Origin of the sequence: Methanobacterium sp. BRmetb2 (assembly GCA_003491285.1) — an archaeon.
In the GTDB taxonomy this organism is placed as follows: domain Archaea; phylum Methanobacteriota; class Methanobacteria; order Methanobacteriales; family Methanobacteriaceae; genus UBA117.
In genome coordinates, this window is the sequence record CP022705.1 from 1,729,407 (window position 1) to 1,753,028 (window position 23,622).

The 23,622-nt window shown below is 34.5% G+C and carries 31 protein-coding genes; 27 read left to right on the plus strand and 4 right to left on the minus strand.

Translation table 11 applies throughout. The features are described from left to right. Positions 1-13 precede the first annotated feature (13 nt). Entirely contained in the window at positions 14-382 is a 369-nt protein-coding gene (locus CIT01_08605; GenBank protein AXV38255.1) for a hypothetical protein, read from the plus strand. After that, entirely contained in the window at positions 366-674 is a 309-nt protein-coding gene (locus CIT01_08610) for a hypothetical protein (protein AXV38256.1), read from the plus strand. Before CIT01_08605 ends, CIT01_08610 begins: the two co-directional genes overlap by 17 nt. 51 nt (positions 675-725) lie before the next feature. On the opposite strand, the gene CIT01_08615 is transcribed toward CIT01_08610, so the two are convergent. Continuing rightward, on the minus strand, positions 726-2,684 hold the full coding sequence (locus CIT01_08615) for a hypothetical protein (protein AXV38257.1): 1,959 nt from the start codon (positions 2,682-2,684) through the stop codon (positions 726-728). A gap of 171 nt (positions 2,685-2,855) precedes the next feature. On the opposite strand from CIT01_08615, the gene CIT01_08620 reads away from it, so the two are divergent. Then, positions 2,856-3,134, plus strand: coding sequence for a hypothetical protein (locus tag CIT01_08620; GenBank protein AXV38258.1), 279 nt, complete (start codon positions 2,856-2,858; stop codon positions 3,132-3,134). Between the two features lie 113 nt (positions 3,135-3,247). Here CIT01_08620 and CIT01_08625 read toward each other — a convergent pair whose 3' ends face one another. After that, complete coding sequence (locus tag CIT01_08625; GenBank protein ID AXV38259.1) at positions 3,248-5,074, minus strand: hypothetical protein; 1,827 nt, start codon at positions 5,072-5,074, stop codon at positions 3,248-3,250. A 264-nt stretch (positions 5,075-5,338) separates the two neighbouring features. Between CIT01_08625 and CIT01_08630 the strand changes: the two genes are divergently transcribed. The 6 genes from CIT01_08630 to CIT01_08655 all read left to right on the plus strand — a co-directional run bounded on the left by CIT01_08630 (position 5,339) and on the right by CIT01_08655 (position 10,440). After that, entirely contained in the window at positions 5,339-5,920 is a 582-nt protein-coding gene (locus tag CIT01_08630; GenBank protein ID AXV38260.1) for a fumarate hydratase, read from the plus strand. After that, positions 5,877-6,662 carry a hypothetical protein gene (locus tag CIT01_08635; GenBank protein AXV38261.1) on the plus strand — a complete coding sequence of 262 codons (786 nt, stop codon included), beginning with the start codon at positions 5,877-5,879 and terminating at the stop codon, positions 6,660-6,662. The genes CIT01_08630 and CIT01_08635 overlap by 44 nt, the downstream gene beginning before the upstream one ends. A gap of 192 nt (positions 6,663-6,854) precedes the next feature. Then, the gene (locus tag CIT01_08640; protein ID AXV38262.1) at positions 6,855-7,199 is read left to right on the plus strand and encodes a hypothetical protein; all 345 of its coding nucleotides are present in this window, start codon (positions 6,855-6,857) and stop codon (positions 7,197-7,199) included. 447 nt (positions 7,200-7,646) lie between these two features. Further along, entirely contained in the window at positions 7,647-8,177 is a 531-nt protein-coding gene (locus CIT01_08645; GenBank protein AXV38263.1) for a TIGR00288 family protein, read from the plus strand. Beyond that, positions 8,167-9,327, plus strand: a complete 1,161-nt coding sequence (locus CIT01_08650) for a TIGR03576 family pyridoxal phosphate-dependent enzyme (protein AXV38264.1) — start codon at positions 8,167-8,169, stop codon at positions 9,325-9,327. The genes CIT01_08645 and CIT01_08650 overlap by 11 nt, the downstream gene beginning before the upstream one ends. 96 nt (positions 9,328-9,423) lie before the next feature. Further along, on the plus strand, positions 9,424-10,440 hold the full coding sequence (locus CIT01_08655; GenBank protein ID AXV38771.1) for an RNA 3'-phosphate cyclase: 1,017 nt from the start codon (positions 9,424-9,426) through the stop codon (positions 10,438-10,440). Positions 10,441-10,486: 46 nt separating this feature from the next. On the opposite strand, the gene CIT01_08660 is transcribed toward CIT01_08655, so the two are convergent. Then, the gene (locus tag CIT01_08660) at positions 10,487-11,464 is read right to left on the minus strand and encodes a biotin--[acetyl-CoA-carboxylase] ligase (GenBank protein ID AXV38265.1); all 978 of its coding nucleotides are present in this window, start codon (positions 11,462-11,464) and stop codon (positions 10,487-10,489) included. Positions 11,465-11,475: 11 nt separating this feature from the next. Then, the gene (gene accC, locus CIT01_08665; GenBank protein ID AXV38266.1) at positions 11,476-12,966 is read right to left on the minus strand and encodes an acetyl-CoA carboxylase biotin carboxylase subunit; all 1,491 of its coding nucleotides are present in this window, start codon (positions 12,964-12,966) and stop codon (positions 11,476-11,478) included. 315 nt (positions 12,967-13,281) lie between these two features. Here accC and CIT01_08670 point away from each other — a divergent pair, with 315 nt between their 5' ends. The 18 genes from CIT01_08670 to rps14P all read left to right on the plus strand — a co-directional run bounded on the left by CIT01_08670 (position 13,282) and on the right by rps14P (position 23,622). After that, positions 13,282-13,911, plus strand: coding sequence for an RNA methyltransferase (locus CIT01_08670; protein ID AXV38267.1), 630 nt, complete (start codon positions 13,282-13,284; stop codon positions 13,909-13,911). 455 nt (positions 13,912-14,366) lie between these two features. After that, positions 14,367-15,176, plus strand: a complete 810-nt coding sequence (locus tag CIT01_08675; GenBank protein AXV38772.1) for an RNA-binding protein — start codon at positions 14,367-14,369, stop codon at positions 15,174-15,176. 44 nt (positions 15,177-15,220) lie between these two features. Beyond that, the gene (rpl3p, locus tag CIT01_08680) at positions 15,221-16,231 is read left to right on the plus strand and encodes a 50S ribosomal protein L3 (GenBank protein ID AXV38268.1); all 1,011 of its coding nucleotides are present in this window, start codon (positions 15,221-15,223) and stop codon (positions 16,229-16,231) included. 17 nt (positions 16,232-16,248) lie between these two features. Beyond that, the gene (locus CIT01_08685) at positions 16,249-17,031 is read left to right on the plus strand and encodes a 50S ribosomal protein L4 (GenBank protein ID AXV38269.1); all 783 of its coding nucleotides are present in this window, start codon (positions 16,249-16,251) and stop codon (positions 17,029-17,031) included. A gap of 24 nt (positions 17,032-17,055) precedes the next feature. Next, positions 17,056-17,316 carry a 50S ribosomal protein L23 gene (locus CIT01_08690; GenBank protein ID AXV38270.1) on the plus strand — a complete coding sequence of 87 codons (261 nt, stop codon included), beginning with the start codon at positions 17,056-17,058 and terminating at the stop codon, positions 17,314-17,316. A 46-nt stretch (positions 17,317-17,362) separates the two neighbouring features. Further along, on the plus strand, positions 17,363-18,088 hold the full coding sequence (locus CIT01_08695) for a 50S ribosomal protein L2 (protein AXV38271.1): 726 nt from the start codon (positions 17,363-17,365) through the stop codon (positions 18,086-18,088). 11 nt (positions 18,089-18,099) lie between these two features. Next, on the plus strand, positions 18,100-18,510 hold the full coding sequence (gene rpsS / locus CIT01_08700; protein AXV38272.1) for a 30S ribosomal protein S19: 411 nt from the start codon (positions 18,100-18,102) through the stop codon (positions 18,508-18,510). A gap of 12 nt (positions 18,511-18,522) precedes the next feature. After that, positions 18,523-18,981, plus strand: a complete 459-nt coding sequence (locus tag CIT01_08705) for a 50S ribosomal protein L22 (protein AXV38273.1) — start codon at positions 18,523-18,525, stop codon at positions 18,979-18,981. A 5-nt stretch (positions 18,982-18,986) separates the two neighbouring features. Then, complete coding sequence (locus tag CIT01_08710) at positions 18,987-20,189, plus strand: 30S ribosomal protein S3 (protein ID AXV38274.1); 1,203 nt, start codon at positions 18,987-18,989, stop codon at positions 20,187-20,189. 44 nt (positions 20,190-20,233) lie between these two features. Beyond that, positions 20,234-20,443, plus strand: coding sequence for a 50S ribosomal protein L29 (rpmC, locus tag CIT01_08715; GenBank protein AXV38275.1), 210 nt, complete (start codon positions 20,234-20,236; stop codon positions 20,441-20,443). Continuing rightward, positions 20,444-20,764, plus strand: a complete 321-nt coding sequence (yciH, locus tag CIT01_08720) for a stress response translation initiation inhibitor YciH (GenBank protein ID AXV38276.1) — start codon at positions 20,444-20,446, stop codon at positions 20,762-20,764. 75 nt (positions 20,765-20,839) lie between these two features. Further along, complete coding sequence (locus CIT01_08725; protein AXV38773.1) at positions 20,840-21,124, plus strand: ribonuclease P; 285 nt, start codon at positions 20,840-20,842, stop codon at positions 21,122-21,124. 4 nt (positions 21,125-21,128) lie between these two features. Then, positions 21,129-21,449: a 30S ribosomal protein S17 gene (locus tag CIT01_08730; protein AXV38277.1), complete on the plus strand. Its 321-nt coding sequence runs from the start codon at positions 21,129-21,131 to the stop codon at positions 21,447-21,449. 1 nt (position 21,450) lies between these two features. After that, positions 21,451-21,849 (plus strand): 50S ribosomal protein L14, encoded by a 399-nt coding sequence (locus CIT01_08735; protein AXV38278.1) that lies wholly within the window; start codon positions 21,451-21,453, stop codon positions 21,847-21,849. A 30-nt stretch (positions 21,850-21,879) separates the two neighbouring features. Then, positions 21,880-22,233, plus strand: a complete 354-nt coding sequence (locus tag CIT01_08740; protein ID AXV38279.1) for a 50S ribosomal protein L24 — start codon at positions 21,880-21,882, stop codon at positions 22,231-22,233. A 1-nt stretch (position 22,234) separates the two neighbouring features. Beyond that, positions 22,235-22,963, plus strand: a complete 729-nt coding sequence (locus tag CIT01_08745; GenBank protein ID AXV38280.1) for a 30S ribosomal protein S4e — start codon at positions 22,235-22,237, stop codon at positions 22,961-22,963. Beyond that, a complete protein-coding gene (locus CIT01_08750; GenBank protein AXV38281.1) occupies positions 22,964-23,470 on the plus strand; it encodes a 50S ribosomal protein L5 in 507 nt (168 codons plus the stop codon). Positions 23,471-23,478: 8 nt separating this feature from the next. Beyond that, a complete protein-coding gene (gene rps14P, locus CIT01_08755) occupies positions 23,479-23,622 on the plus strand; it encodes a 30S ribosomal protein S14 (GenBank protein AXV38282.1) in 144 nt (47 codons plus the stop codon).

Consider the following 23,622-nt stretch of genomic DNA (forward strand, 5'->3'; position numbering starts at 1 on the left):
GTGGGGTTTTAATATGGAAGGATTAAAAATGGATTTTCTATCATCGGACGCGCTTCAATCACGTACGAGTATGGAAAAAATATCAATGATTATTGATCGAGTGAAAAATGGTGACTTGCTAGTAATTGAGGGCGGCTTGACTCCTGAAGAAGAAGCAGAACTTATTGAATCTACAATGAGAGAAATTGATGTAGAAAACTTTGTAGGAATCGATATATACACCCTGGAAAAAGATAAAAAGTCATTCTTTGGAATTTCTAAAAAGAAGACTGTTGGTTTAACTATAATTGGCCCAGCCAATGTAATGAGAACTGTTAAGAAGAAGTCCAACTTTTTATCAATGATCGCAAGTATTGGTGATTCTGGTGCATCAGTGCATTAAATGTGGTGCTAAATTTAAAGGAAGTGCTGAAGAAATATTAAATGGCTGTCCTAAGTGTGGCAGTAAATATTTTAAATTCAAGAGTGATGGAAAGGTTGAAAAGATAGAAGAAGTAAAGAAGGATTCTATTGAAACCATAATGGTTAAAAAACCTGGAATCTATGAAGTTAATTTAGCCCCACTACTTGAAAAAGATTCCATTATTGTGTCTGATGAAGAAGGAAAATATGTGATAGATATCAATTTTTTACTTAAAAAGAAAATGAAGGAAAAAGAGATATCCAAACATTAACTAAATGTCATTAATCAATATTTAACCTGTAAAATGGAATATTATAATTTTTTAATTTTTTGCAATGTCTGCCTTTCCAGAGGGCAGCACCCTTATCACATCTTCAGTGGTTAAAATTCTTTCATCATCAATTTTTCGCAGTATTTCCCGTGCCAGTGCTTCCTTTTTCATGTACCCTGGTTTAATTGTAACATAATTATCAGTATATTTTTTAACCGCATCAGTAGGACCAGCCATTATACGTTTACCTTCATAGTCCACTAAACCTACAGATATTAAAAGGGAAACATTTCTCAGGTAATTTCTTTTGCCCCGTATAATAAATGCACCCTTAGCCACAAATTCACCAGATTGGGGTGTTTTAGACACCTGTTCAGGGTCAACTGAGTACACATCCAAGGAACCTAAACCTTTGGGCCAGGCACTGGAAAAAGATGCAGCAAATACCGCAGCTTCCTTAATAGTACTTTCAGATATTTTTCCTTCTCCTTTTTTTATTACCACTGAAGGCGCGCCGTGAATATCTGAATGAAGATACAAATCATTATTGTCCATATACTTTTTTACCACCATTTCGTTGGTATTGGCATCCCTTCCCCCAATTACCAATAAACCATCAGATGATAAAAACCATCTTAACTTCTCGAACCATTTCAACTCTTTTTTAACCCTTTTTTGGGGTAAAGTGATTTTTTCCATGGCAATTTCTTTTTTATCCTTAACCTTTTTAATTTCCTTTTTGGTCTTTTCAATTGCAATATTTACTCCTTTAATCTTTCTTTTGGCTTTTTTAGCCTTTTCATAATAAATTTCAGCATTTTCAGGGATGGTGGATAATGCATCTATTCTTATGGAGACCCCATCTATTTTTAATATGAGGTTACCCAGTTTGTCAATGGACTCTATCATCTCCAGACCAGTTATTCCCTCTTTTTTTCCGGATTTGATTTTTGAAATAATTTCCTGCCATGAATGAGTTTCTCGTGCCTTTAATATAATATCCAGAATCTTCTGAATATCTTGATAATTAGAATAGAGTAACTCTCCTTTCTTTTTAGATTCTTTAATTGTTTTTTTGAAATTTTCAAGTGTCTCCTCTTGCAGTCTCAATCTTTTTTCAAATTTGCCGATTTCCACACCCCAAACATCTTCCTGAACCTTTTTAATATCGGCACGGACTTTGCTGCTGTAAAATTCATCAGCTGCTTCATTGAAACTTTCAAATTTCCTTTTATGATAATTTTCGTAAATTTTCAGGTTAAGGGGCAGAACATCTTCTGCACCATCAGAAACTATCTGCGGATAAAATTCTCTACTTTTAAGGGGTCCAAAAAGATCCTTAATGTTCTGGTAGATTAGATCAATTTCTTCTTCTTTAATTTCACTGGCCTGCAGGTCCTTCTGAAGACCGGTCCGAGCTATTATTTCTTCAGCATATACTCCACCCAATCCTGTCCTGGCTAAAGTTCTTATAACATCCGTATTTGAGTTTTCAAATTTTTCCAATATATTTTTACGGTCGACCTTTAAAGGATTGATACCTTTTTGGGGAGGATATTTATATTCTTCTTTAGAGGAAATTTTACGATCAGTCCACAGTTTTCTTTTAAGTGGCAGAATGATTTTCTGTTCTTCATTTAAAAGTATTATGTTTCCTTGGGCAAAGAGCTCGATGACCATGGTGTATTTCTGCTCCTTGCTGACCTCTAATTCAATTATTCGGTCAAAGTTGTATTGGCGAATTTCTTTAACATTGCCTCCCTTCAAATATTTACGGAGCATCATGGGAAATGAAGGCGGTACTTGGGGATTGGGGAGCGGATATTGGGTTACATGCAGTCTTTTACCTGCCTGAAATACCACATCTACACGTCCTTTACCAGGTACGTGAAATCGTATTATAATAGTGTCTTTTGTGGGTTGAAATGCTTTGTCTACCCGGGCATTTTTTAGAACTTCATTTAACTCTGTACAAATTGCATAAACATCAACATTGGACATACCTTTCATGGGAACACCTTGAATATTTGAATAAGTTGAAACATATTTAAGTAAGAATAATTTCAAATGATTAGTAACATGATAAATTTAACTGGATATAATATTAAATTCTAAAATCTATAATTTAGTGTATATTATATTAGTTATAATGGTGATAATAATATAATCGGAGGTAAAAATATGGATGTAGATGGAAAAATGGCCATTATTCATGCTGTGGCAGCAATATTGGCGGCTTATGTGTCATTCATGCTTTCAAATGGATCAATACCTGCAATAGGTCAAAATCAGGCATTAGCGGCATTAGCAGGGGTTGTTATTTTAATTATTGTAGGTAATCTTTCAGAAAGAATCTTTGGAAAGGAAGAAGTTGGTGGAACCAAGGGTTGGTTGTGGAGTGGAATTGTTCCATTCGTATTCGTATGGTTTATTTCATGGACCATATTTATTAACTTATAACTCTTTCATTCCTTTTTTTTATTAATTTAATTCTAAACCTTTTTTTTATATTACTTTTTCAGTTAATATCTTAATTATGGAATCTAATCTTTGAATTTGAATATTTTAAATCATTAAAATGCCCAGTAAAATATCCAAATAAATACAAAGAAAAGAGCCAGTATGAAAATAAAAGGGGCAAATATCCTGCTAACTGCCACAATAGAACTTATTGTTGTAACCAATTCTGTGGCGTTGGTGGGACCCAGTGTTTTTATATCCTCAATTTTGGCTACTTTAACAGCTACTTCAACTTTTTCCAGATCTTTCAGTGATTCTAGGACGCATTCGCTAATAACATCAAGTATTTTGTCCTGGTTTTTCATTCCGATTGGATTGTGGCCGCCAGCTAAAGTGTTTACAAAATGGGTGTCAGTGGTCATAACTTCTGCATAGTCTAATCCTAATTTTTTAACATGGTTAATTATTCTTTCTCTGAAACCTTCCACCATATTATTAGCATCTAGAAGAATGTAAGCAGTTTTCTGATGGTTAACCTCTATAATCATTACTTTCACTCCGCTTTCTCCAACCCCTTCTTCTTTAGACATATTTTCAATATTATCTCCAGCACAACCCATAATTATCTCATTATATTGTTTAGGAGCATCAATTTTTCCAACAGCCTCCATAAGATCAAATACCTCTTTATTACCTGGTAGTATTCGTCCTTTTTCTCCTTTGAAACAGTTATGGCAGTCAATTAAGATGGCTTCTTCAGCGCCGCAGCTTGATTTGGCCAGATTCATAAGGGCCAGGCCCACTCCAAAATCAATATCGTCAAATCCTTTAGGAGATAAAGTGGCTAACATCATAAGATTATTGTTAAAGTATTGTGCCCCTATTTTAGCACCATTATTCTCTATTCTCAAAAATTCACTGGCGGTGGAAGAATAATCCATATCTTCGAGAGATTTTGAAATAACTTTTTCAATTTTATCAATTTCTCTGGTGGAAACTGGATTAAAATCATGAGTTGAGGGGCCGTGGCTGACCATGGTAAAGAAGTTGAACTTCTGGGCAAGAATGGTGGGCATGTTACCGCCACCAATATTTCCGATAGGTCCTGGGTGGACGCATGGTGATAAAAATAGGGATTTAATCCCGTCATTGGTTTTGAAACTGGTTATCCCTACAAGTGTGTCTATTGGTTCTCCAATATCTTCAAAAACCTTTTCCATTGACGAAGATCCCTCACTTAAATGTGAAATAAAAAGGCTTAAAAATTCTAATACACCGATACCCAAATTTTTACGCATTGGTGATTCTATTATCATGACAAAGGAGTATATAGCCATCATCAAGATCAAGGCGGCTATAATAATTTTGATAACCACGCCAAGAACACTGAAATATCCAAGTCCAATATGAGTGGCTATGCTGGTTAAAAATGCAATTACAATCAACATACTAAATATAAGCGCGGGTTGAAATGATGCCAGAAATATGGATTTCAAAAGGGAAATATTAGAAGTGGCCCATATAACAATTATCCGAAATGCAAAAGCAAGAGCAAAACCAAAAATCAAGGCATCTATGATATAATTATATAATGTAAATTCTGAAATCACAACTCCAACTAAATATATAATGGCGATGATCATCATGGAGATAAAGGCCAGAAACATGGATTGTTTCATTTTCATTTTCCGACCCTTAAAACTGTTAACAAGATACTGGGTTAAACCACCTGTCATTATAGAAGAAAAACCAAAAATAAAAAATCCCGCTGTTCCTCCATATATTACATTATAAAGAATAGATAATTCACTTGATTCTATCAATGAAGCAGTTATCCCCACTAGGAAACTAACGAATATGATGCTGAATAACGAAGTTTTAGTACGGGGAAGGCTCACCATATACTTTGAAAGACCGGTCACATTTTTAACACTGGACATAACTTGACACCAATTAAACTAATTGAATCTGAAATATATTATCTAACTAAGAATATATGTATTACAATAAAAATATTTCTAGAAATTAAATTATCATATGGGTTCCAATATATTATTTAATCATATATGCTATTCTAGTTGAATATTGTCATTTTATGATATGGTAGTGCACTAGAACATAATCATTTTAGGGATTCATCTAAATAAAACTTGGCCTTGAAAATCTGCAAAGAATATTTAATATAATACTAAGGGATGATTTTTATGGAATTAAAACTTCAAACACCAATTAAAGATAGTACCATTCAAAATTTAAAAATTGGAGATGTAGTATACCTTTCTGGCATAATTTACACAGCCAGGGACAGTGCTCATTTAAGAATTATCAAGGAAGGCCCGCCTGTTGATCTAGAAGGAGCAGTAATATTTCATGCAGGTCCTATTGTAAAAAAAACCGGGAAATCAGAAGGCAGTGATGAAATTGAAGATTTTAAAATGGTAGCGGTTGGACCTACTACCAGTACACGGATGAATCCATATAAACCAGAAGTTATTGCATTAGGTTTAAGTGCTGTTATTGGAAAAGGAGGAATGGACGAAAATACTTCTGAAGCACTGGTGAAACATAATGCAGTATATTTATCTGCTGTTGGGGGGTGTGCTGCTCTATATTCAAAATCAATCGTAAAAGTTAAAAATGTCCACTGGATTGATTTAGGAGTCCCTGAAGCAATTTGGGAACTGGAAGTTAAGGATTTCGGACCTTTAATAGTGTCTATGGATGCTCATGGAGAAAATTTATATGAAAAAGTCAAAAAAGATAAATCCACTTCAAGGATTTGTTGACACCCATATCCACACTGCTCCAGATACACGGCCAAGATTATTAAACGATATTGAAGCGGCTTTAGATTCTAAAAATGAAAAAATGAAGGCTATCATAATAAAATCACATGCAGAATCAACTGTGGGCCGGGCTAAACTGGCAAGCATCAGTTCAGGTTTCAATGTTTTTGGTGGAATATGTTTAAATAAAAATGTAGGCGGATTAAATTCGTATGCAGTTAAAAAAACTGCTGAAATGGGGGGGAAAATTGTTTGGCTTCCCACCACATCCTATCCTGAAATAAGTATTGATAATGATGAGATGGAAGATATTCTGCACATCATTGCCCAGAATAAAATGATCCTGGCAACTGGGCATTTAAATGTAGATGACACATTTAAAGTAATTGACACGGCCCGGAGCTTTGGAATATGGAAGATATTAATAAATCACCCTTTAACTAGAGTTGTTGGTGCTTCAATTGACGAACAAATAGAAATGGCTAAATATGCCTTTTTAGAACACTGTTTTGTAGCTTGTATGGAGAAACACGATAATATCAATCCCCAAATAATAGCTGATTCAATTAGAGAAGTAGGATATAAAAAATGTATAATGGCCACGGATTTTGGTCAAGAACATAATCCTAAACCTACCACCGGTATGATGCTGTTTGTAAATTCAATGATAGAAAATACCATATCGGAGGATGAAATTTTCACTATGTGCAGTTTAAATCCATCTAAATTATTATTTGATTGATATAATTGTAGGTATTATTTCCAGGTTATTATTTGGTAAATCAGATAGCTATTTAAATATATTAAATTAGAATTTTTTAGTAAGATATTTTAGTTGTGATTCATAAGAATTTTTTTAGTAAAATATTTAAGTTATAATTATTTTTATTAAAAATAAATGAAAATAAAAGAATAAAACAGTTACAGTGGTATTATGGCGCAAAATAAAGATAAATATTCGGAAAACTTCAAGAAAAATTTGGATTCAAGGATAAAACAGTTCAAAAAAGCCTTAAAGAGTGAAAAACAAAAAAATGAATTATATGATAGTATTTGTGGTTCTGAGATCCTGGTGAGGCTTGAAATTTTTTTACCATCAGATAATCCAGAAAATTCTGTGGACGGGCTTTTTTTGTATATGAATGATTCTGGCAAAATAGTGGATGCAGAATATTACCTTAGGGAAGGTCAAGAAGTGGCCCTAACTGCGCTTACGGATTCAGATCTTCAAATAGTTAAAGACCTGTTCCAAGATGAATTTTCCCTTGAAATAGAATGAAATAATTTCAACATGAAAAAATTAAATTAATTAAATAATTTTAATACAAATTTTTTTTATTTTAATCTTTTTGTTATTCTATTTAGTATTAGGTTTGGTTTCTATTCAGTTGTCCCTTATTACTACGAAATCAAAAAAGGTAGCTGTTATTAAAGAATAATTAATTTTAAGGGAATTATTTAAATAAAATTATTCCTTTTTTTCATGACTTAATTTAATGCTTCAAATTATATATATCGGAAGCGAGATACCTTTTAATGGTAAAATAATTACAAGGAAGTGTTGTGAAAATTTTGTTTAGGAATATCCTGTATTATGAAAAGTCATAAATCTACAATCAAACATATCATATATTGGATAATTATTAAATACACAAATCTTAGAAAATATTAATATAGATATAAATTTTATTATTAAGAATTATACTTATTACATTGGAGGAAAAAAATGCGCAGTTTTGAAAAATTGACCTCTTTAAAAGATTATATTCCATTAAAACGAAAAGAATCTGGAGGCAAGAATATAGGTCTTTTGGTAGATGGGCCTAATATGTTAAGAAAAGAGTTCAGCCTTAATCTTGATCTTGTAAGAAAAATAATGGCAGAATATGGTGATATGAGGGTGGGTAAGGTTTTACTCAACCAATATGCATCTGATAAGCTTATAGAGGCCATAGTAAATCAGGGATTTACACCCATAGTTGTGGCGGGAGATACAGATGTTTACATGGCAGTTGAGGCCATGGAACTAATTTACAACCCGAATATTGATGTAATAGCTCTCATGACTCGTGATGCTGATTTTTTACCAATTATCAATAAAGCAAAGGAAAATGGAAAAGATACGATTGTAATTGGTGCTGAACCCGGATTTAGTGCGGCTCTTCAGAATTCTGCAGATGATGCTATTATCCTTAAGCCAGAAAACAATAAAGACGAACAATCCACTACTAAAAAGGAAGACGAAAATGCTAATTGATTCAAGTTCTGATGAAGTAAAAAGGAGGGACAATGCACTAAGAATCATTGGTTCCATTTTAAATAAAGAAGGAAAAGCAGGTCTTTATGATTTAACTGGATTATCTGGAGGTTTCCCCCTTGAAGATGAAGATTTGGGGTTGATTGAAACCTATGCAGGGCCGGCTTTATTTGAAGAACAATTGACCAAATTAGGAATTGAACACTTAGGTGGAGAAAAAGTTTTAGCCTTTAATCGGACAACATCAGGCATTTTTGCCACTATCTTAACTCTTGTTAAGCCTGGTGAAGAGATCGTTCATTTTCTTCCCAAATCTCCATCCCATCCTTCTATCCCCCGAAGTGCTGCTGTTGTAGGGGCGGTTTACACAGAATTTGATAACATTGATAATTTCAGAGTCACTGACGACACCAGTCTGGTTATTATAACTGGATCAACTATGGATCATGATATCATTAAAAGTGAAGAATTTGATAAGGTAGTTGAGATTTCCAAATCAAAAAATGTACCCATATTTGTGGACGATGCTTCTGGAGCTAGTTTAAGGACCATTATTCATAAGCAACCAAAGGCTATGGATTTAGGTGCAGATCTGGTTATTAAAAGTACGGATAAATTAATAGAAGGTCCTAGGGGAGGATTAATGGCTGGAAAAGCTAAATTTATTGATAAAATAAAATCTAAATCATATGAATTCGGTTTAGAGGCACAACCACCAGTTATTGCAGGTATGGTAAGGACATTAGAGAAATTCACTCCGGATAGAATTTTTGATGCAAATAAAAAGAAAAATGAGACATATAACGCACTAAATCAACATTTTAAAAATGTTAAAAAAACGCCAACCGGTATAATGTTATCTGCTGAGGGTTTAATCAACGAATTGAAAATCAACGGTCATAAAACAGTTCTCTCATCCCAGGAGGTTTCATTTATATTTGCCATGATACTTTTAAAAAATCATCATATAATAACTATACCCGCAGTAGGGATGCCGGGGGCTTCTGCTACCATACGAATTGATCTGGCATCCAAAGACGCGGTAAAAATAACCACGGATTTTATTGTAAAAGCATTTACAGACACATTTAAGGTCCTCACAGATACAATAAATGATTTAGATGCATGTAAATCATATCTATTTAATTGAGGATTTTCTGAATCCATCAAAACATTAAAAACTATTCTACATTCTTTTTATAGTTTTCAAACATATTTTTATCAAAATATTTTACTGGTTTAAATGATGATAATCATTGATGGTTCATATGGTGAGGGTGGCGGTGCTATTATACGAACTGCGACTGCTTTATCTGCTCTAAAGGGCCAATCAATACATATAAAAAATATCCGTGCTAACCGTCCAAAAAAAGGGTTAGCACCCCAGCATCTTACAGCCATCAAAGCTCTGTCAAATTTGACTGGCGCATATTGTTCTGGTCTAAATATAGGCTCTGAAGAAATTTATTTTAATCCCAGTACCATATCTGGAGGAACTTACCAGATTGATATAAAAACGGCAGGTAGCATTACCCTGGTCCTCCAATCATTAATGATACCTTCCATGTTTGCAGATTCTACTGTAAAATTAGAGATTAGGGGAGGAACAGATGTGAGATGGTCACCATCTATTGATTATTTCAAAAATGTAACACTGCCTCTGCTAAGATTATTAGGATACGATGTCAAAGTCGATTTAATTAAAAGAGGATATTATCCACGGGGCGGCGGGATAATTAAAGCAGTAATAAATCCTTTAAAACAATTAAAACATTTGAATCTAACCTATATAGAGATAGATAGTATAAAAGGAATTTCACATTGCAGCAAACTCCCAGATCATGTTGCAACAAGGCAAGCCCATGCCGCTGAAAAAATCCTTGAAAAATGTGGTTATGATGTAGACATTGAAATCCAGTGTAAATCCGATAGTTTAGGGCCGGGATCAGGTATAGTTTTATGGACCAGCGGAAATAATCCCATTGGTGGAAGTGCTATTGGAAAACCTGGAAAACGTGCTGAAATTGTAGGAAAAAATGCTGCAAATGAACTCATATACCATATATCCAAAAAAGCACCGCTAGATAAGTATATGGGTGACCAGATAATTCCATATATGGCCGCTTCTGGTCATTCTAAAATTAAAACATGTGAGCTAACCCAGCATACTACAACTAATATTTATGTTGCAGAAAAAATAATGGATAAGAAATTTCAAATTCAGGGTAAATTAGGAGAGCCGGCCATAATAAGTGTGAAATGATCTTCAATTCAAATTTTTTTTATCAAGAAAGAAAAAAAACTGTAATTTAATTTAGGTGTATGCACTCCCCTGAGAATACCTTTCTTAAATTACCATCATCTAATTCTAAAATAAGTGCACCTTTTTTGTTAATACCAACAGCTTCGCCTCTTACAACTTTTCCTAGTTTTTTATGCACTTCTACATAGCTTCCAATGGTTTTAGAATACTTTCGCCATTTTCTAAGTATTTCTGGGAATTTATCCTCATTAAATTCAAAGTAAAAGTCTTCGAATTTTTCTAAAAATCTTTGAACAAGTTCCACATAAGATATTTCCCTTTTTAATTCTTGTTTTATTGATGTTGCATCGTTTCTTAACTCTTGAGGGAAAAGTTCAATATCTACGTTGGCATCGATGCCAATTCCAATAATTACGTAGTCTAAAGTATTATATCTGGCATGTGCTTCTGTGAGAATTCCGCAGACCTTTTTTTCATCAATTAATATGTCATTGGGCCATTTAATTTTAACATCCAATCCAGTTTGTTCTTTTATAGTTTCAGCAACTGCAACTCCAGTAACCAGGGTTAATAGGGGAGCTTTTTCAGGGGATATGGTAGGCCTTAATATTATAGTCATCCAAATCCCTCCACTGGGAGATATCCATTTTTTGCCATGTCTTCCCTTACCTCTTCTCTGGGTTTGTGCAATGATTAATGTTCCATCCTCAGCACCATTTTCTGCCAATTCTTTAGCTAAGTCGTTGGTTGAGTCAACTTCTTGGTAATAATAGATCTTTTTTCCAATGAAATCAGTGTTTAAATTTCTTTTTATTTCATAAGGAAGCAATAGATTAGGAGTTTCTTCAATTTTGTATCCCTGTCCCTCAGAGAAGGCTATTTTATATTCCTGATCTTCCAGTGATTGGATAATTTCTATTAATTCTGGTTCTGAAATATCTAAATCAGAAGCAATCTTGGATGCAGGGATATATTTCCCCTTTTTTTCATAGAAAAAATCTAAAACCAATTCGTTTAATCTCATTTTAATCCCCCTTATTCAGCCCTTTTTTGAGATATTGAATGGGCCATATAATTGTTTACGGCAGCAGATATTGCTGCAATTTTTTTATTAGGTAAAAAAGTGGATTTTAACCTTGCTTCTATTTCTTTATCCTCATAAAGAACTTTTTGCATATCATCCATTATACCGTTCTTGTGTTCATCTACAAAATGAGTATGTAACCTGGCTTCTCTAAAGTTTTCATTCTTCATTATAGCCTTATGGAAAGGTATAGTGGTTTTAACTCCAAGTATAATATATTCTCTTAAAGCTCTCTGCATCCGGGCAATGGCGTCGTCCCGGGTTCTGGCCCATACAATAAGTTTGGAGATCATTGAATCATAAAAAGAAGGTATTACATAATTCATATAAACCCCACTGTCAACTCGTATTCCATTGCCTCCCGGCGACCGGTAACCAGTGATTTTTCCTGGATTTGGAGCAAAATCTGAAAGTGGATCTTCTGCATTTATACGACATTCAATGGCATGACCTCTTACCTGTATTTCTTCCTGTTTACAGCATAATTCGTTATTAGAAGCTATTCTCAATTGTTCTTTAACCAGATCAACGCCGGTTATTACCTCAGTAATAGGATGTTCCACTTGAATACGGGTGTTCATCTCTAAAAAGTAGAAATCTCCATTTGAATACAAGAATTCTACAGTCCCTGCATTAGTATATCCAATATGTGTGGCTGCTTTAATTGCAGCTGATCCCATCTGTTTTCTTAATTCATCAGTCATAATGGGTGAAGGAGCTTCTTCTATGAGTTTTTGATGTCTTCTTTGAATAGAGCATTCACGATCAGCTACATGGATGGTATTGCCATGTTCATCAGCTAAGATCTGGAACTCTATATGTCTTGGTTCTTCTAAATATTTCTCTATGTAAACTGTAGAATCTCCAAAAGCAGATTTGGCCACGGATTGTGTAGATTCAATAGCTCTTATCAGTTCATCTTCCTCATAAACTGTCCGCATACCTATTCCACCACCACCGGCAGAAGCCTTAACTATAACTGGATATCCAATAGATTCTGCAATTTTAATTGCTTCATCAATTTTAGTAATTCCCTTATCTGTACCTGGAATTACCGGGACGTTTGCTTTTCTCATAAGCTTTTTAGAGGTTATTTTATCTCCCATGGCTTCTATTACTTTGGGTTCGGGTCCTATCAATTTCATACCATGTTTCTCACATTCCTTTCCTAAATTAGAATTTTCAGCTAAAAATCCGTATCCTGGATGTATTGCTTCTGCCCCATTAGCTTCAGCTACCTGGACTATTTTTTCAATATTCAGGTAACTCTGAGATGGAGCAGATCCTCCAATATTATATGCTTCATCAGCATACTTGGCAAAAAGTGAGTTTTTATCAGCATCTGAATAAACTGCAATACTTTTAATATCTAGTTCCCTGCAAGCTCTCATAACTCTTATTGCAATTTCTCCACGGTTGGCAACCAATACTTTCTTAAACATGGTATCTCCTTATATCTACTTAATTCTTTGATTCATATTCCCTAGATTAAAAAAATTAAATCTATTCATCTTTTTTAATTAGTTACTAATTTATTCAAACTTTCTCAGTGGATAACTATGTCAATTATTATATTTAATAAATTTTATATACTTCCTTTACTTTTTTTATTTTCATATCTTAACCATTTTATTATAAAAATATCAATTCTAATAATATTATTATATAATAAAATTTTTTAAAAAGAAGGTTATTGGGTCTTTTACTAAAGTGTACATAATCAGATTATACTGTTGAATTAGTAATAGGGGAGTAACATGAAACAAATAATAACTAGAAAAAAACAGTTAGAAATGGCCCTTCAAAGAATACCTTCTAATCCATCCCCTAATATTCAATTTGAACAATATCTTACTCCAACTAAAATTGCGGCAGATGTTTTATGGAATGCATATGCCCTGGGAGATGTTGAAGAAAAAAAAGTGATTGATCTTGGCTGTGGCACAGGAATTTTTACAATCGGAGCTGCACTTTTAGGTGCAAAGGAATCTTTAGGTGTAGATATTGATTCAGAGGCATTGAGAGTTGCCAAATTAGAAGCAGAACATTTTGGAGTTGAAAATAGAGTAAAATTTATACATTCAGACATTGAAGACTTCTCATCCAGAGCCGATACTGTAATTCAAAATCCTCCATTTGGTGCTCAAAAGGCCCACCGAAAAAAAGCAGATAGGCTATTTATGCAGAAAGCCTTGGAAATAGCCCCTACAGTTTATTCATTTCACATAAAAGAGACAGAAAAATTTGTTAATAACTATTTTAACTCATTAGGCGGGCTTTTAACTCATAAATTCTATTATGAATTTGTTATACCTCGTATTTACCATTTTCATGAAAAAGAGAAGATTAATATTAATGTAATGGTAGTTAGGGTTATAAAATCATGAATAAGTTTCACTTGATAATTTTTTAAGGTTATAATTTATTATAAAGTTCTTTTTTAGTTTTAGTATTTAAATAAAAATTATATTCCACGAATAGGGGATGATATGTTGATATTGATTATATAATGGGGATGATACTGATCTTCACATATATGAATAATTGATATGAAAAATTATAATCTCATAAATTAATTTAAAAAAATCGGTTCGACCACATATTATATATATTAGAAATCAGAAAATTAATCAAACCTATTTAGACAGATTAATCTATAGACTTAAACTACCATATTACAAGTTTGAATCTAGGATACCACTGAAACTCTGAATGTCTATTCTTGCAAATTATATTGTAAGTGATATTCATATCATATTCAATGAATAATGATATTTCTAGAAAAAGGTAGTTAGGGTTATGGACAACAAGCTTTATAACCTATTAAAACAAATATTTGAAGATGGGAATAAAGCACTTAACCATTTTCATACCGGCCTCTTTAACTGCAGAATCAAAAGATTTAAAAATAAAAACCTATAAGGTAGGACTTATTGGTAGATCTGCAGCAATTTTTAATGTTGATAAGATTGTGGTCTACAATGACGATGCAGACCCCCAAGAGGCAAAGTTTATTAGTGATATTCTCAATTATATGAATACACCCCAATATCTTCGAAAGAAGGTATTTCCTATAAAAAAAGAATTAAAACACGTGGGAATTCTCCCGCCACTGAGATCTCCTCATCATCCCAAAGAAATGCCGGTTCAAGGGGATTATCGACAAGGTTTAACCCTTAAAAGGACAAAAAAAGGTACGGTTGTTGATATTGGAGCCGAAAAATTAGCTTTATGCAAGGAAAAACTCAGTGTGAATAAAATATTAAGCTTTAAAATAACAAAGCTGGCAAAAGAGATAATTATCGAACCAGATGAACCTGACGTTTACTGGGGTTACGATACATTATCCTCTAATAAAAATTTATATGATAGTATTCGGGCAGCAAAACCTGATGTTGTGGTTTCAACATCCCGTTTTGGGGAGCCCATCACTTCTATTCTAAATGAAGTAAAACATAAGTTAAAAGAAGCCAAACATCTAGCTATTTTGTTTGGTGGTCCTTATTCAGGCTTACATGATATAATTCAGGGCCAAAACATTGTGGATATTGATGTAAACACAGTCCCCAAACAGGGGACTAAGACTGTAAGGACGGAAGAAGCGGTTTTAGCTACTTTATCTGTGTTTAATCTAATCTTAAATGCAGAATAATCAGGAAAATTGGAAATTTGCTATATGTAAGGAGGTAAAATTAAATGGTTAGACATCACCAACCAAAAAAAGGATCAGTTGCATTTAGTCCTAGAAAAAGAGCGGCCAAGGAGACGCCTAGAATAAAATCCTGGCCAGAAAATGCAGAACCGAGTCTGCTTGGTTTTGCAGGATATAAAGTGGGAATGACCCACGTAATGATGGAAGATAACGTTAAAAACTCACCAACCGAGGGAATGGAAGTAGCAACACCTGTTACTATTCTTGAAATCCCACCCATGGTGGTTATGGGCATAAGAGCCTATGAAAAAACTACCAATGGCTTAAAAACTATGTTGGATGTTCTAGCAGATAATTTAACAGACGAGTTATCAAGAAAAATAAGTCTACCTAAAGACTATAATACTGATTCTAATTTAGAAAAACTTAAAGAAAACATGGATTTTGTGGAAGATATAAAACTAATAATACACACAAATCCTAAGAATACCAGTGTCCCCAAAAAGAAACCTGAAGTATTAGAGTTTGGAATTGGCGGGAAAAACGTTGATGACAAACTTAACTATGCTCAAGAGATTTTAGGAAAAGAAATAACTGTTAATGATATTTTTTCTGAAGGGGAATATGTTGATTCTATTGCTATTACTAAGGGTAAAGGATTCCAGGGACCAGTAAAAAGATGGGGAATTAGAATACAATATGGAAAAGCTGCAAGAAGCAGTAAAGGACGACATGTAGGTTCTATCGGGCCATGGACTCCTTCTAGAACCATGTGGACTGTAGCACAAGCTGGTCAAATGGGATATCACAAAAGAACAGAATATAATAAGAGAATTTTAAAGATAGGAGAATCATCTGAAGTTGATGCAGTAAATCCCGAAGGCGGATTTGTGAAGTATGGATTGGTAAAAAGTGATTTTATTATGATAAAAGGATCAGTGCCGGGTCCATCAAAGAGGTTAATAGTCTTAAGAAAAGCTATAAGGCCTAATGGAAAACAAGGCGAAGCACCTGAAATATCATTTATCAGCACAGCTTCAAAACAAGGCGTTTAAGTTAAAGAGTGATGCAAATGAAGAAGTTCAAGGTTTATTCATTAGAAGGTGAAGTCGTAGATGAAATTGATTTGCCCGAAATTTTCAGTGAGCAATTCAGACCAGACCTAATAAAAAGAGCAGTTATATCCTCACAAACAGCGAGAATCCAACCATGGGGTTCAAATCCTATGGCTGGTAAGCGTAACACTGCCGAATCTTTCGGTGCAGGGCGTGGAGTGGCTATGGTGCGTAGAATTAAGGGAAGCAGACATCCAGCAGCATCAAAAGCAGCATTCGCACCTCAAACCGTAGGCGGTAGGAGAGCTCACCCACCACGGCCTGAAAAAGTTTTACATGAAAAAATTAATCGAAAAGAGAGAAGATTCGCTATAAGATCTGCCATAGCAGCTACTACCGATCAATCTTTAGTTGAAAATAGAGGACATGAAATTGAAAATGTGCCTCAACTCCCTATAATTGTAGATGATGAATTGATTAAAGTCAAAAAAACCAAAGAAACTAGGGAAATTTTCAAGAAACTAGGATTAATAGATGATATTGTCCGAGCTAAAAACGGTAAAAAAATACGCTCTGGTAAAGGTAAAATGAGAGGTAGAAAATACAAATCACCTAAGGGTCCCCTAATAGTTGTAGGTGAAGACAAGGGAATAAGTTTAGGAGCAAGAAACCATCCTGGCGTAGATGTTGTAGTAGTAGATAACTTGAATGCTGAACTTTTAGCACCCGGTACTCACCCCGGTAGATTAACGGTTTTTACTAAATCAGCTATAGAAAAACTAGGTGACTTATTTCAATAATAATGATTAAAAGGTTGTGTAGATATGGATCCTTATGCAGTAATTGTTAAACCGCATGTCACAGAAAAAAGTATGAATTTAATTGACCAGAATAATGAGCTAACATTTGTTGTTCTAAGACAAACCAACAAAACTGAGATAAAAACAGCTTTTGAGGATTTATTTGCAGTAAAAGTTGAAAAAGTAAATACTCAAATCACCTCCAAAGGAAACAAATTAGCTTACATAAAACTGGCTAAAGAACATAATGCTGAAGACATAGCAGTAAAAATGGGAGTATTCTAATAGGGCCTGATTTTGTAGGTCTATTAATGTTTATGGAGGAAATAAAATGGGAAAACGTTTAAAAACCCAGAGGAGAGGAAGGGGAACTCCAACTTATAAAAGTGCGTCTCACCGTTTCAAAGGAAAAATTGAGTACAGATCATATGATAATTTGGAAAAAGAAGGTAGTTTGAAGGGTAAAGTTGTAAATATTATGCACGATCCTGGAAGGACCGCCCCTGTAGCTCTTGTCAAATTTGAAAATGGTGAAAAAAGATTGATATTAGCACCAGAAAGTATAAAAATTAATGATGATATAATATGTGGAATTTCAGCCCCAATAAATTCTGGTAACTCATTACCACTAGCTGAAATCCCTGAAGGTACACCAGTATATAATCTTGAAAGAAATCCTGGAGACGGTGGAAAATTTGTCCGTTCTTCTGGAACTTACGCTTCTTTGATCACTCATGATGTGGATAAAGCAGTAGTTGAACTGCCATCCGGCGAATTAAAAGCATTTAATCCTCGTTGCAGAGCAACAATCGGTGTTGTAGCAGGTGGAGGTAGAAAAGAAAAACCATACCTCAAAGCAGGTAACAGATATTATGCTATGAAAGCTAAGGGTAAAAAGAATGTTACTGTTAGAGGGGTTGCTATGAATGCTGTAGACCACCCACATGGTGGAGGAAACAGACAGCATCCAGGAAGACCAACCACAATATCAAGACACGCACCACCAGGACGAAAAGTTGGTTCAATAGCTGCTAAAAGAACAGGGAAGAGAAGATAGGAGGTGAATTATTGGCTAGAAAAGAATTTATGTATCGCGGTTATACATTAGAAGAATTACAACAGATGCCTTTGGACAATGTAATAGAATTGTTCCCAGCAAGACAGAGAAGATCCTTAAAAAAGGGCTTTTTACCAAGGCAGAAAAAGATACTGGAAAAAATAAGAAAATTGAAAAAGCAAGAAAACAAAGGTGGAAGACCACAGATTATCAAAACTCATTGTAGGGATATGATAATTCTTCCAGAGATGGTAGGACTAACCTTTGGAATTTACAATGGTAAGGAATTCGTGAATGTGGAAATACAGCCCGAAATGATTGGATGTTACTTCGGGGAATTTGCACTCACCAGGAAAAGGGTGGAACACGGAGATCCCGGAATGGGAGCAACCAGGTCATCAATGTTTGTGCCGCTTAAATAAGGAGAATATACAATGGCAAAAATTAAATACGCTTATACAGGTGACGAAGAAAAAACAGCAAAAGCCGTTGGGAGATCCCTTAAGATTTCACCAAAACATGCTGTTGAGATATGTAACCAAATCAGGGGCATGAAAATAGAGAATGCCAAAGAGTATCTGGAAGAAGTTATTCAAATGAAGAAAGCAGTACCATTCAGAAGACATAACAAAAAAGTAGGTCATAAAAGAGGTATAGAAGGATGGCCTAGCGGTCGCTACCCTGTTAAAGCTGCAAAACAGATTTTAAATGTTTTAATCAACGCAGAGGCTAACGCAGAGTACAAAGGATTGGATACGGAAAGTCTCCGAATAAAACACATATCCAGCCATCGCGGTTTTGTTATAAGGGGATGGACGCCCCGAGCATTCGGGAGAGCAAGTCCTTTTAATACACCAACCACCCACATTCAGATAATTCTAGGGGAGGCATAGATTACATGATTGAAAAAGATTTTGTCACTGAAGGTCTTAGAAGAACAAGGATAGATGAATACCTTGAAAACGAACTTGAAAGAGCAGGTTACGGTGGAATGGAAATCCAAGTAACTCCCTTAGGTACAATGGTAGTGGTTTACGCTGAACGTCCAGGTATGGTTATTGGGAGAGGTGGAAAAACTGTCCGCAGTATAACCCAAAACTTGAAAACCGACTTTGGAATTGAAAATCCTCAAGTTGAGGTTAAAGAAGTTGACGTACCTGAACTGAACCCAAAAATAATGGCATATAAAATTGCAAACATGTTGCAAAGAGGTATGCACTTTAGAAGAGTTGCTTATACTGCCCTTAGAAGAATTATGGGTGCCGGAGCTCAAGGTGTTGAAGTTACTATTTCAGGTAAAATAAGAGGTGCCCGATCAGCTTGTGCAAAATTCACTGACGGTTACATAAAAAGATGTGGTGAACCATCCACTCGATTTGTAAGAGAAGGATTTGCTACTGTTCAACTTAAACCGGGTGTTTTAGGTATATATGTTAGAATTATGCCCCCAGATGTTGTTCTTCCAGATAAAGTGGACATATTAAAACCTGATATAAAAGAAGAATCAGTTGATCAGGTAATGGGAACTTTAGAGACTGAAGATTCTGCTCTTGAAGACATTGACGCTGTAGAAGAAACTGCAAAAAAGGCAGTAGAAGATGTCAAAAAAGCTGCAAAAGAAGTAGCTGAAGATGTCAAAGAAGTTGTTGATGTGAAAAAAGCTAAAAAAGACATTGAAACTATAAAAAAATCTGCTAAAAAGGCTGCTAAAAAGGATGTTGAAGTTATAGAAAAAGCAGCTGAAGATGTCAAGAAAGTTGCTAAAGTAGTAGCTGAAGATGTAGAAGAATCTCCAGAAAAAGCAGCTGAAGATGTCAAGAAAGTTGCTAAAGTAGTAGCTAAAGACGTAGAAAAATCTGCAGAAAAGGTAGTTAAAGATGTCAAAAAAGCTGTAAAAGATGCAGTTGAAACAGCCGAAGAAATTGCTGAAGTTGAAGATACTGAAGAAAAACCTGCTAAATCAGAAACTAAGGATAAAGGTTCATCAAAAGATGATGTTGAACCAGATAAAACTGAAAGTAAGGAAGATTCAACTGAAAAAGCAGTTGAAGACCAACAAACCGAAGAAACTACTGAAGAAAAGTCAGATAAATCTGAATAAATATAACTGAAAAGATAAAATATACATAACAAGGGATGAAGTAAATGGTTATATTAAGGAGCAAAGAAATAAGAGAGATGGAACTGGACGAAATCCAGAAAAAACTGGATGAACTTAAGGCTGAACATGCAAAAAACGTCTCTAAAAGTTCTGCAGCTGGAGTTTACGAAGATCCAGGGAAAATCAAGGAACTCAAAAGAACAATTGCTCGTGTTCTTACTATCATTAATGAAAAAAAGGGAGAAATAAACTAGATGAAAATCTGTGATGTGTGCGGTCTTCCAGAGGAATTATGCGTCTGTGAAGAAATTGCCAGAGAAGTTCAAACAGTTAAAGTCTATACCGTAAGAAGGCGGTTCGGAAAATTAATGACTATCGTCGAAGGGATAGATGAACACGACATTGATGTGAAAGAACTAACAAAAGAGCTTAAAGCAAAATGTGCTTGTGGAGGAACAGCCAAGAAAGGCCAGATAGAACTTCAAGGGGATCAAAAAAGAAAAGTAAAAGAAGTTCTTGCAAATATGGGTTTTTCTTCAGATACGATTGAAATAAGAGATAGATATCATAAATAAAATTATTAAATTAGTTTATTGAATTTAATAGATTCTCTTATTCCATTTCATCTAACAATTGGCAAATCATGGAATATGATAAGTCCACAAAACATCTTTCGGCACGAACTTATTGGACTTTCAGTCCTGATCACAGAAAGTTCAAATTCGGATTTAATCGGAATAAAAGGAAAAGTTGTTGACGAGACCAAGAATACAATTAAAATTGAGAAAATCAATGGAGACGAAGTTTTAATTCCTAAAAATGTAGCAACTTTTCATTTCATATTAAAAGATGGAAATGTAGTTGAATTAAAAGGCAAAATCCTAATGACTCGTCCTGAAGATAGAATTAAAAAAAAATTCAGAAAATATTGGTGATAATATGGTTGGCATTGATGTACCAGAACCTAAATCAAAATGTAATGATCCAAACTGCCCTTTCCATGGCACTCTTCCTGTAAGAGGTCAAATACTGGAAGGGACCGTCACAAGTGATAAAGCAGAAAGGACTATTACAGTAGAAAGAAGTTTTTATAAATTTATTAGAAAATACGAAAGATATGAAAAGAGAAAATCAAAAATTAAAGCACACAAACCCGACTGTATCGATGTAAAAATTGGTGACATAGTGAAGATTGCAGAATGCAGACCACTGAGTAAAACCAAAAATTTTGTTATAGTTGAGGTTAAAGGAGAGAAATAAGATGAAGGCTATTACATCAAACGTTACAAAAGCCCTGCCTATAGGTGCAAGACTCCAGTGTGTGGATAACACCGGCGCAAGAGAACTTGAAATAGTCTCTGTAAAGGGTTATAAAGGTGTTAGGAGAAGACTAGCTCCTGCAGGTGTGGGTGACATGGTGATAGTCTCTGTTAAAAAAGGAACCGCAGACATGAGAAAAGAAGTACTTACCGCCATAGTGGTAAGACAAAAAAAGGAATATCGAAGGGCTGACGGTTTAAGAGTTAAATTTGAAGATAATGCTGCTGTTATTATAACTCCTGAAGGAACCATAAAAGGTTCTGAGATCAGAGGACCTGTTGCTAAGGAAGCAGCAGATAGATGGCCAACTGTTGGCAGTGCAGCAAGCATAATTGTTTAAATATAATTTTTTAATTATCAAGGTGATTATATGTCAAAACAACCGAGAAAACAGAGAAAGTTCATCCATAACGCACCATTACACAAGCGTAATAAATTAATGGGTGTTACTCTGAGCAGTGAACTTCAAAGTAAATACGATAAAAGATCTCTACCTGTGAGATCTGGTGACACAGTTAAAGTCATGCGTGGGAACTTTAAAGATCACGAGGGAAAAGTGGAAAAAATTGATCTTAAACATTATAAAGTAATGGTAGAAGGATTAATAATAAAAAAACCTGATGGGAATCAAGTTTACTCCCCTATCCATCCCTCAAACCTAATGATCATAGAGTTAGATCTAAGTGATGATGAAAGAAATAATATATTAGAGAGGAAGGGATAAAATGGCAAAGATGGGTTCAAGAAAACATCTTAAACGTTTTAAATCGCCAAAAACATGGCCTATTCATACAAAAGAAGATAAATGGACAGTAAAACCTAGTGCAGGTCCTCATTCTATAGAAAATTCTTTACCTTTACTTATAATAATTCGTGACATCTTAAAACTCGCGGATAATTCAAGAGAAGCAAAAAGAATTATAAATACTGGAAAAATTTTAGTTGATGGACGAATAAGAAAAGATTATAAGTTTCCTGTAGGATTCATGGATGTTATTGAAATTCCGGATTCTGAAGATACTTACCGAGTTCTACCTGACGAAAAGGGTAGGTTGGTTCTTCATCCTATACCCAAAGAAAATTCAGAATTTAAATTGTGTAAAATTGAAGACAAAACCACTATTAAAGCTGGAAAAATTCAATTAAATCTTCATGATGGTAGAAACTGTCTAGTAGACGATCAATTTAGCGCTGGTGATGTTTTAGTATTGAAAGTTCCTGAACAGGAGATAACTAAAACTATAAACTTCGAAAATGGGACTATTGGTCTGGTAACTGGAGGAAAACACATTGGTGAAATAGGCAGAATTAAAGAAATTAATATTACCAAATCATCCATGCCTAACACTGTTGTAATTGAAACTGATGACAAAAAGTCTTTCCTTACCTTAAAAGATTACGTGTTTGTAATCGGTAAAGAAGAACCTGCAATTTCACTTCCCGGAGGTAAATAGATGAATCCGATGGAAGAAGTAAAGATTGCCAAAGCCACAGTAAATATTGGTGTAGGTGAGGGGGGAGAAGCATTAGTTCGAGCTGAAAAACTTTTAACCTCCATGACCAATCAGAAATCTGTTCGTACCTACTCTAAAGTTACTAATCCTGAATTTGGTATAAGAAAGGGACAACCTATAGCATGTAAAGTTACATTAAGAGGCGAAAAAGCTAAAAATGCTATTAAAATGGTATTAGATGGTATAGGCAACAAATTAAAAGCAAAACAGTTTGATAATCAAGGAAATGTTTCATTCGGTATAGAAGAACATATTGATATTCCAGGAATGCGTTACGACCCTGATATTGGTATATTTGGCATGAATGTTTCCATAACATTTGAAAAACCGGGTTACAGGATTAAAAAAAGAAAAATCCAAAGAAAATCCGTTCCAACTAAACATAAGGCCACACCAGAAGAAACTATGGACTTTATGAAGGATAAATTTGGGATTAAGATAAAATAGGTGATAATGTGCCAAGAAAATATGGAAAGGCATCAAGAAAATGTAGAAGATGCGGGGACCATTCTGCCATGGTTAGGAGATATGGTCTAATGTTATGCAGACAGTGTTTCAGAGAACTCGCACCAAAAATAGGATTTAAAAAATATAATTAG

Coding starts and splice junctions, on each gene's coding strand:
- CIT01_08650 (AXV38264.1), top strand. CDS start 8,167: ATGCTAATTGATTCAAGTTCTGATGAAGTAAAAAGGAGGGACAATGCA.
- CIT01_08750 (AXV38281.1), top strand. CDS start 22,964: ATGAATCCGATGGAAGAAGTAAAGATTGCCAAAGCCACAGTAAATATT.
- CIT01_08620 (AXV38258.1), top strand. CDS start 2,856: ATGGATGTAGATGGAAAAATGGCCATTATTCATGCTGTGGCAGCAATA.
- CIT01_08725 (AXV38773.1), top strand. CDS start 20,840: ATGATAAGTCCACAAAACATCTTTCGGCACGAACTTATTGGACTTTCA.
- CIT01_08685 (AXV38269.1), top strand. CDS start 16,249: ATGAAGAAGTTCAAGGTTTATTCATTAGAAGGTGAAGTCGTAGATGAA.
- CIT01_08605 (AXV38255.1), top strand. CDS start 14: ATGGAAGGATTAAAAATGGATTTTCTATCATCGGACGCGCTTCAATCA.
- CIT01_08640 (AXV38262.1), top strand. CDS start 6,855: ATGGCGCAAAATAAAGATAAATATTCGGAAAACTTCAAGAAAAATTTG.
- CIT01_08710 (AXV38274.1), top strand. CDS start 18,987: ATGATTGAAAAAGATTTTGTCACTGAAGGTCTTAGAAGAACAAGGATA.
- CIT01_08645 (AXV38263.1), top strand. CDS start 7,647: ATGCGCAGTTTTGAAAAATTGACCTCTTTAAAAGATTATATTCCATTA.
- CIT01_08695 (AXV38271.1), top strand. CDS start 17,363: ATGGGAAAACGTTTAAAAACCCAGAGGAGAGGAAGGGGAACTCCAACT.
- yciH (AXV38276.1), top strand. CDS start 20,444: ATGAAAATCTGTGATGTGTGCGGTCTTCCAGAGGAATTATGCGTCTGT.
- CIT01_08635 (AXV38261.1), top strand. CDS start 5,877: ATGAAAAAGTCAAAAAAGATAAATCCACTTCAAGGATTTGTTGACACC.
- CIT01_08660 (AXV38265.1), bottom strand. CDS start 11,464: ATGAGATTAAACGAATTGGTTTTAGATTTTTTCTATGAAAAAAAGGGG.
- accC (AXV38266.1), bottom strand. CDS start 12,966: ATGTTTAAGAAAGTATTGGTTGCCAACCGTGGAGAAATTGCAATAAGA.
- CIT01_08625 (AXV38259.1), bottom strand. CDS start 5,074: ATGTCCAGTGTTAAAAATGTGACCGGTCTTTCAAAGTATATGGTGAGC.
- CIT01_08730 (AXV38277.1), top strand. CDS start 21,129: ATGGTTGGCATTGATGTACCAGAACCTAAATCAAAATGTAATGATCCA.
- CIT01_08735 (AXV38278.1), top strand. CDS start 21,451: ATGAAGGCTATTACATCAAACGTTACAAAAGCCCTGCCTATAGGTGCA.
- CIT01_08745 (AXV38280.1), top strand. CDS start 22,235: ATGGCAAAGATGGGTTCAAGAAAACATCTTAAACGTTTTAAATCGCCA.
- CIT01_08670 (AXV38267.1), top strand. CDS start 13,282: ATGAAACAAATAATAACTAGAAAAAAACAGTTAGAAATGGCCCTTCAA.
- CIT01_08705 (AXV38273.1), top strand. CDS start 18,523: ATGGCAAAAATTAAATACGCTTATACAGGTGACGAAGAAAAAACAGCA.
- CIT01_08675 (AXV38772.1), top strand. CDS start 14,367: ATGGGAATAAAGCACTTAACCATTTTCATACCGGCCTCTTTAACTGCA.
- CIT01_08615 (AXV38257.1), bottom strand. CDS start 2,684: ATGAAAGGTATGTCCAATGTTGATGTTTATGCAATTTGTACAGAGTTA.
- CIT01_08690 (AXV38270.1), top strand. CDS start 17,056: ATGGATCCTTATGCAGTAATTGTTAAACCGCATGTCACAGAAAAAAGT.
- rpmC (AXV38275.1), top strand. CDS start 20,234: ATGGTTATATTAAGGAGCAAAGAAATAAGAGAGATGGAACTGGACGAA.
- rpl3p (AXV38268.1), top strand. CDS start 15,221: ATGGTTAGACATCACCAACCAAAAAAAGGATCAGTTGCATTTAGTCCT.
- CIT01_08740 (AXV38279.1), top strand. CDS start 21,880: ATGTCAAAACAACCGAGAAAACAGAGAAAGTTCATCCATAACGCACCA.
- CIT01_08655 (AXV38771.1), top strand. CDS start 9,424: ATGATAATCATTGATGGTTCATATGGTGAGGGTGGCGGTGCTATTATA.
- CIT01_08630 (AXV38260.1), top strand. CDS start 5,339: ATGGAATTAAAACTTCAAACACCAATTAAAGATAGTACCATTCAAAAT.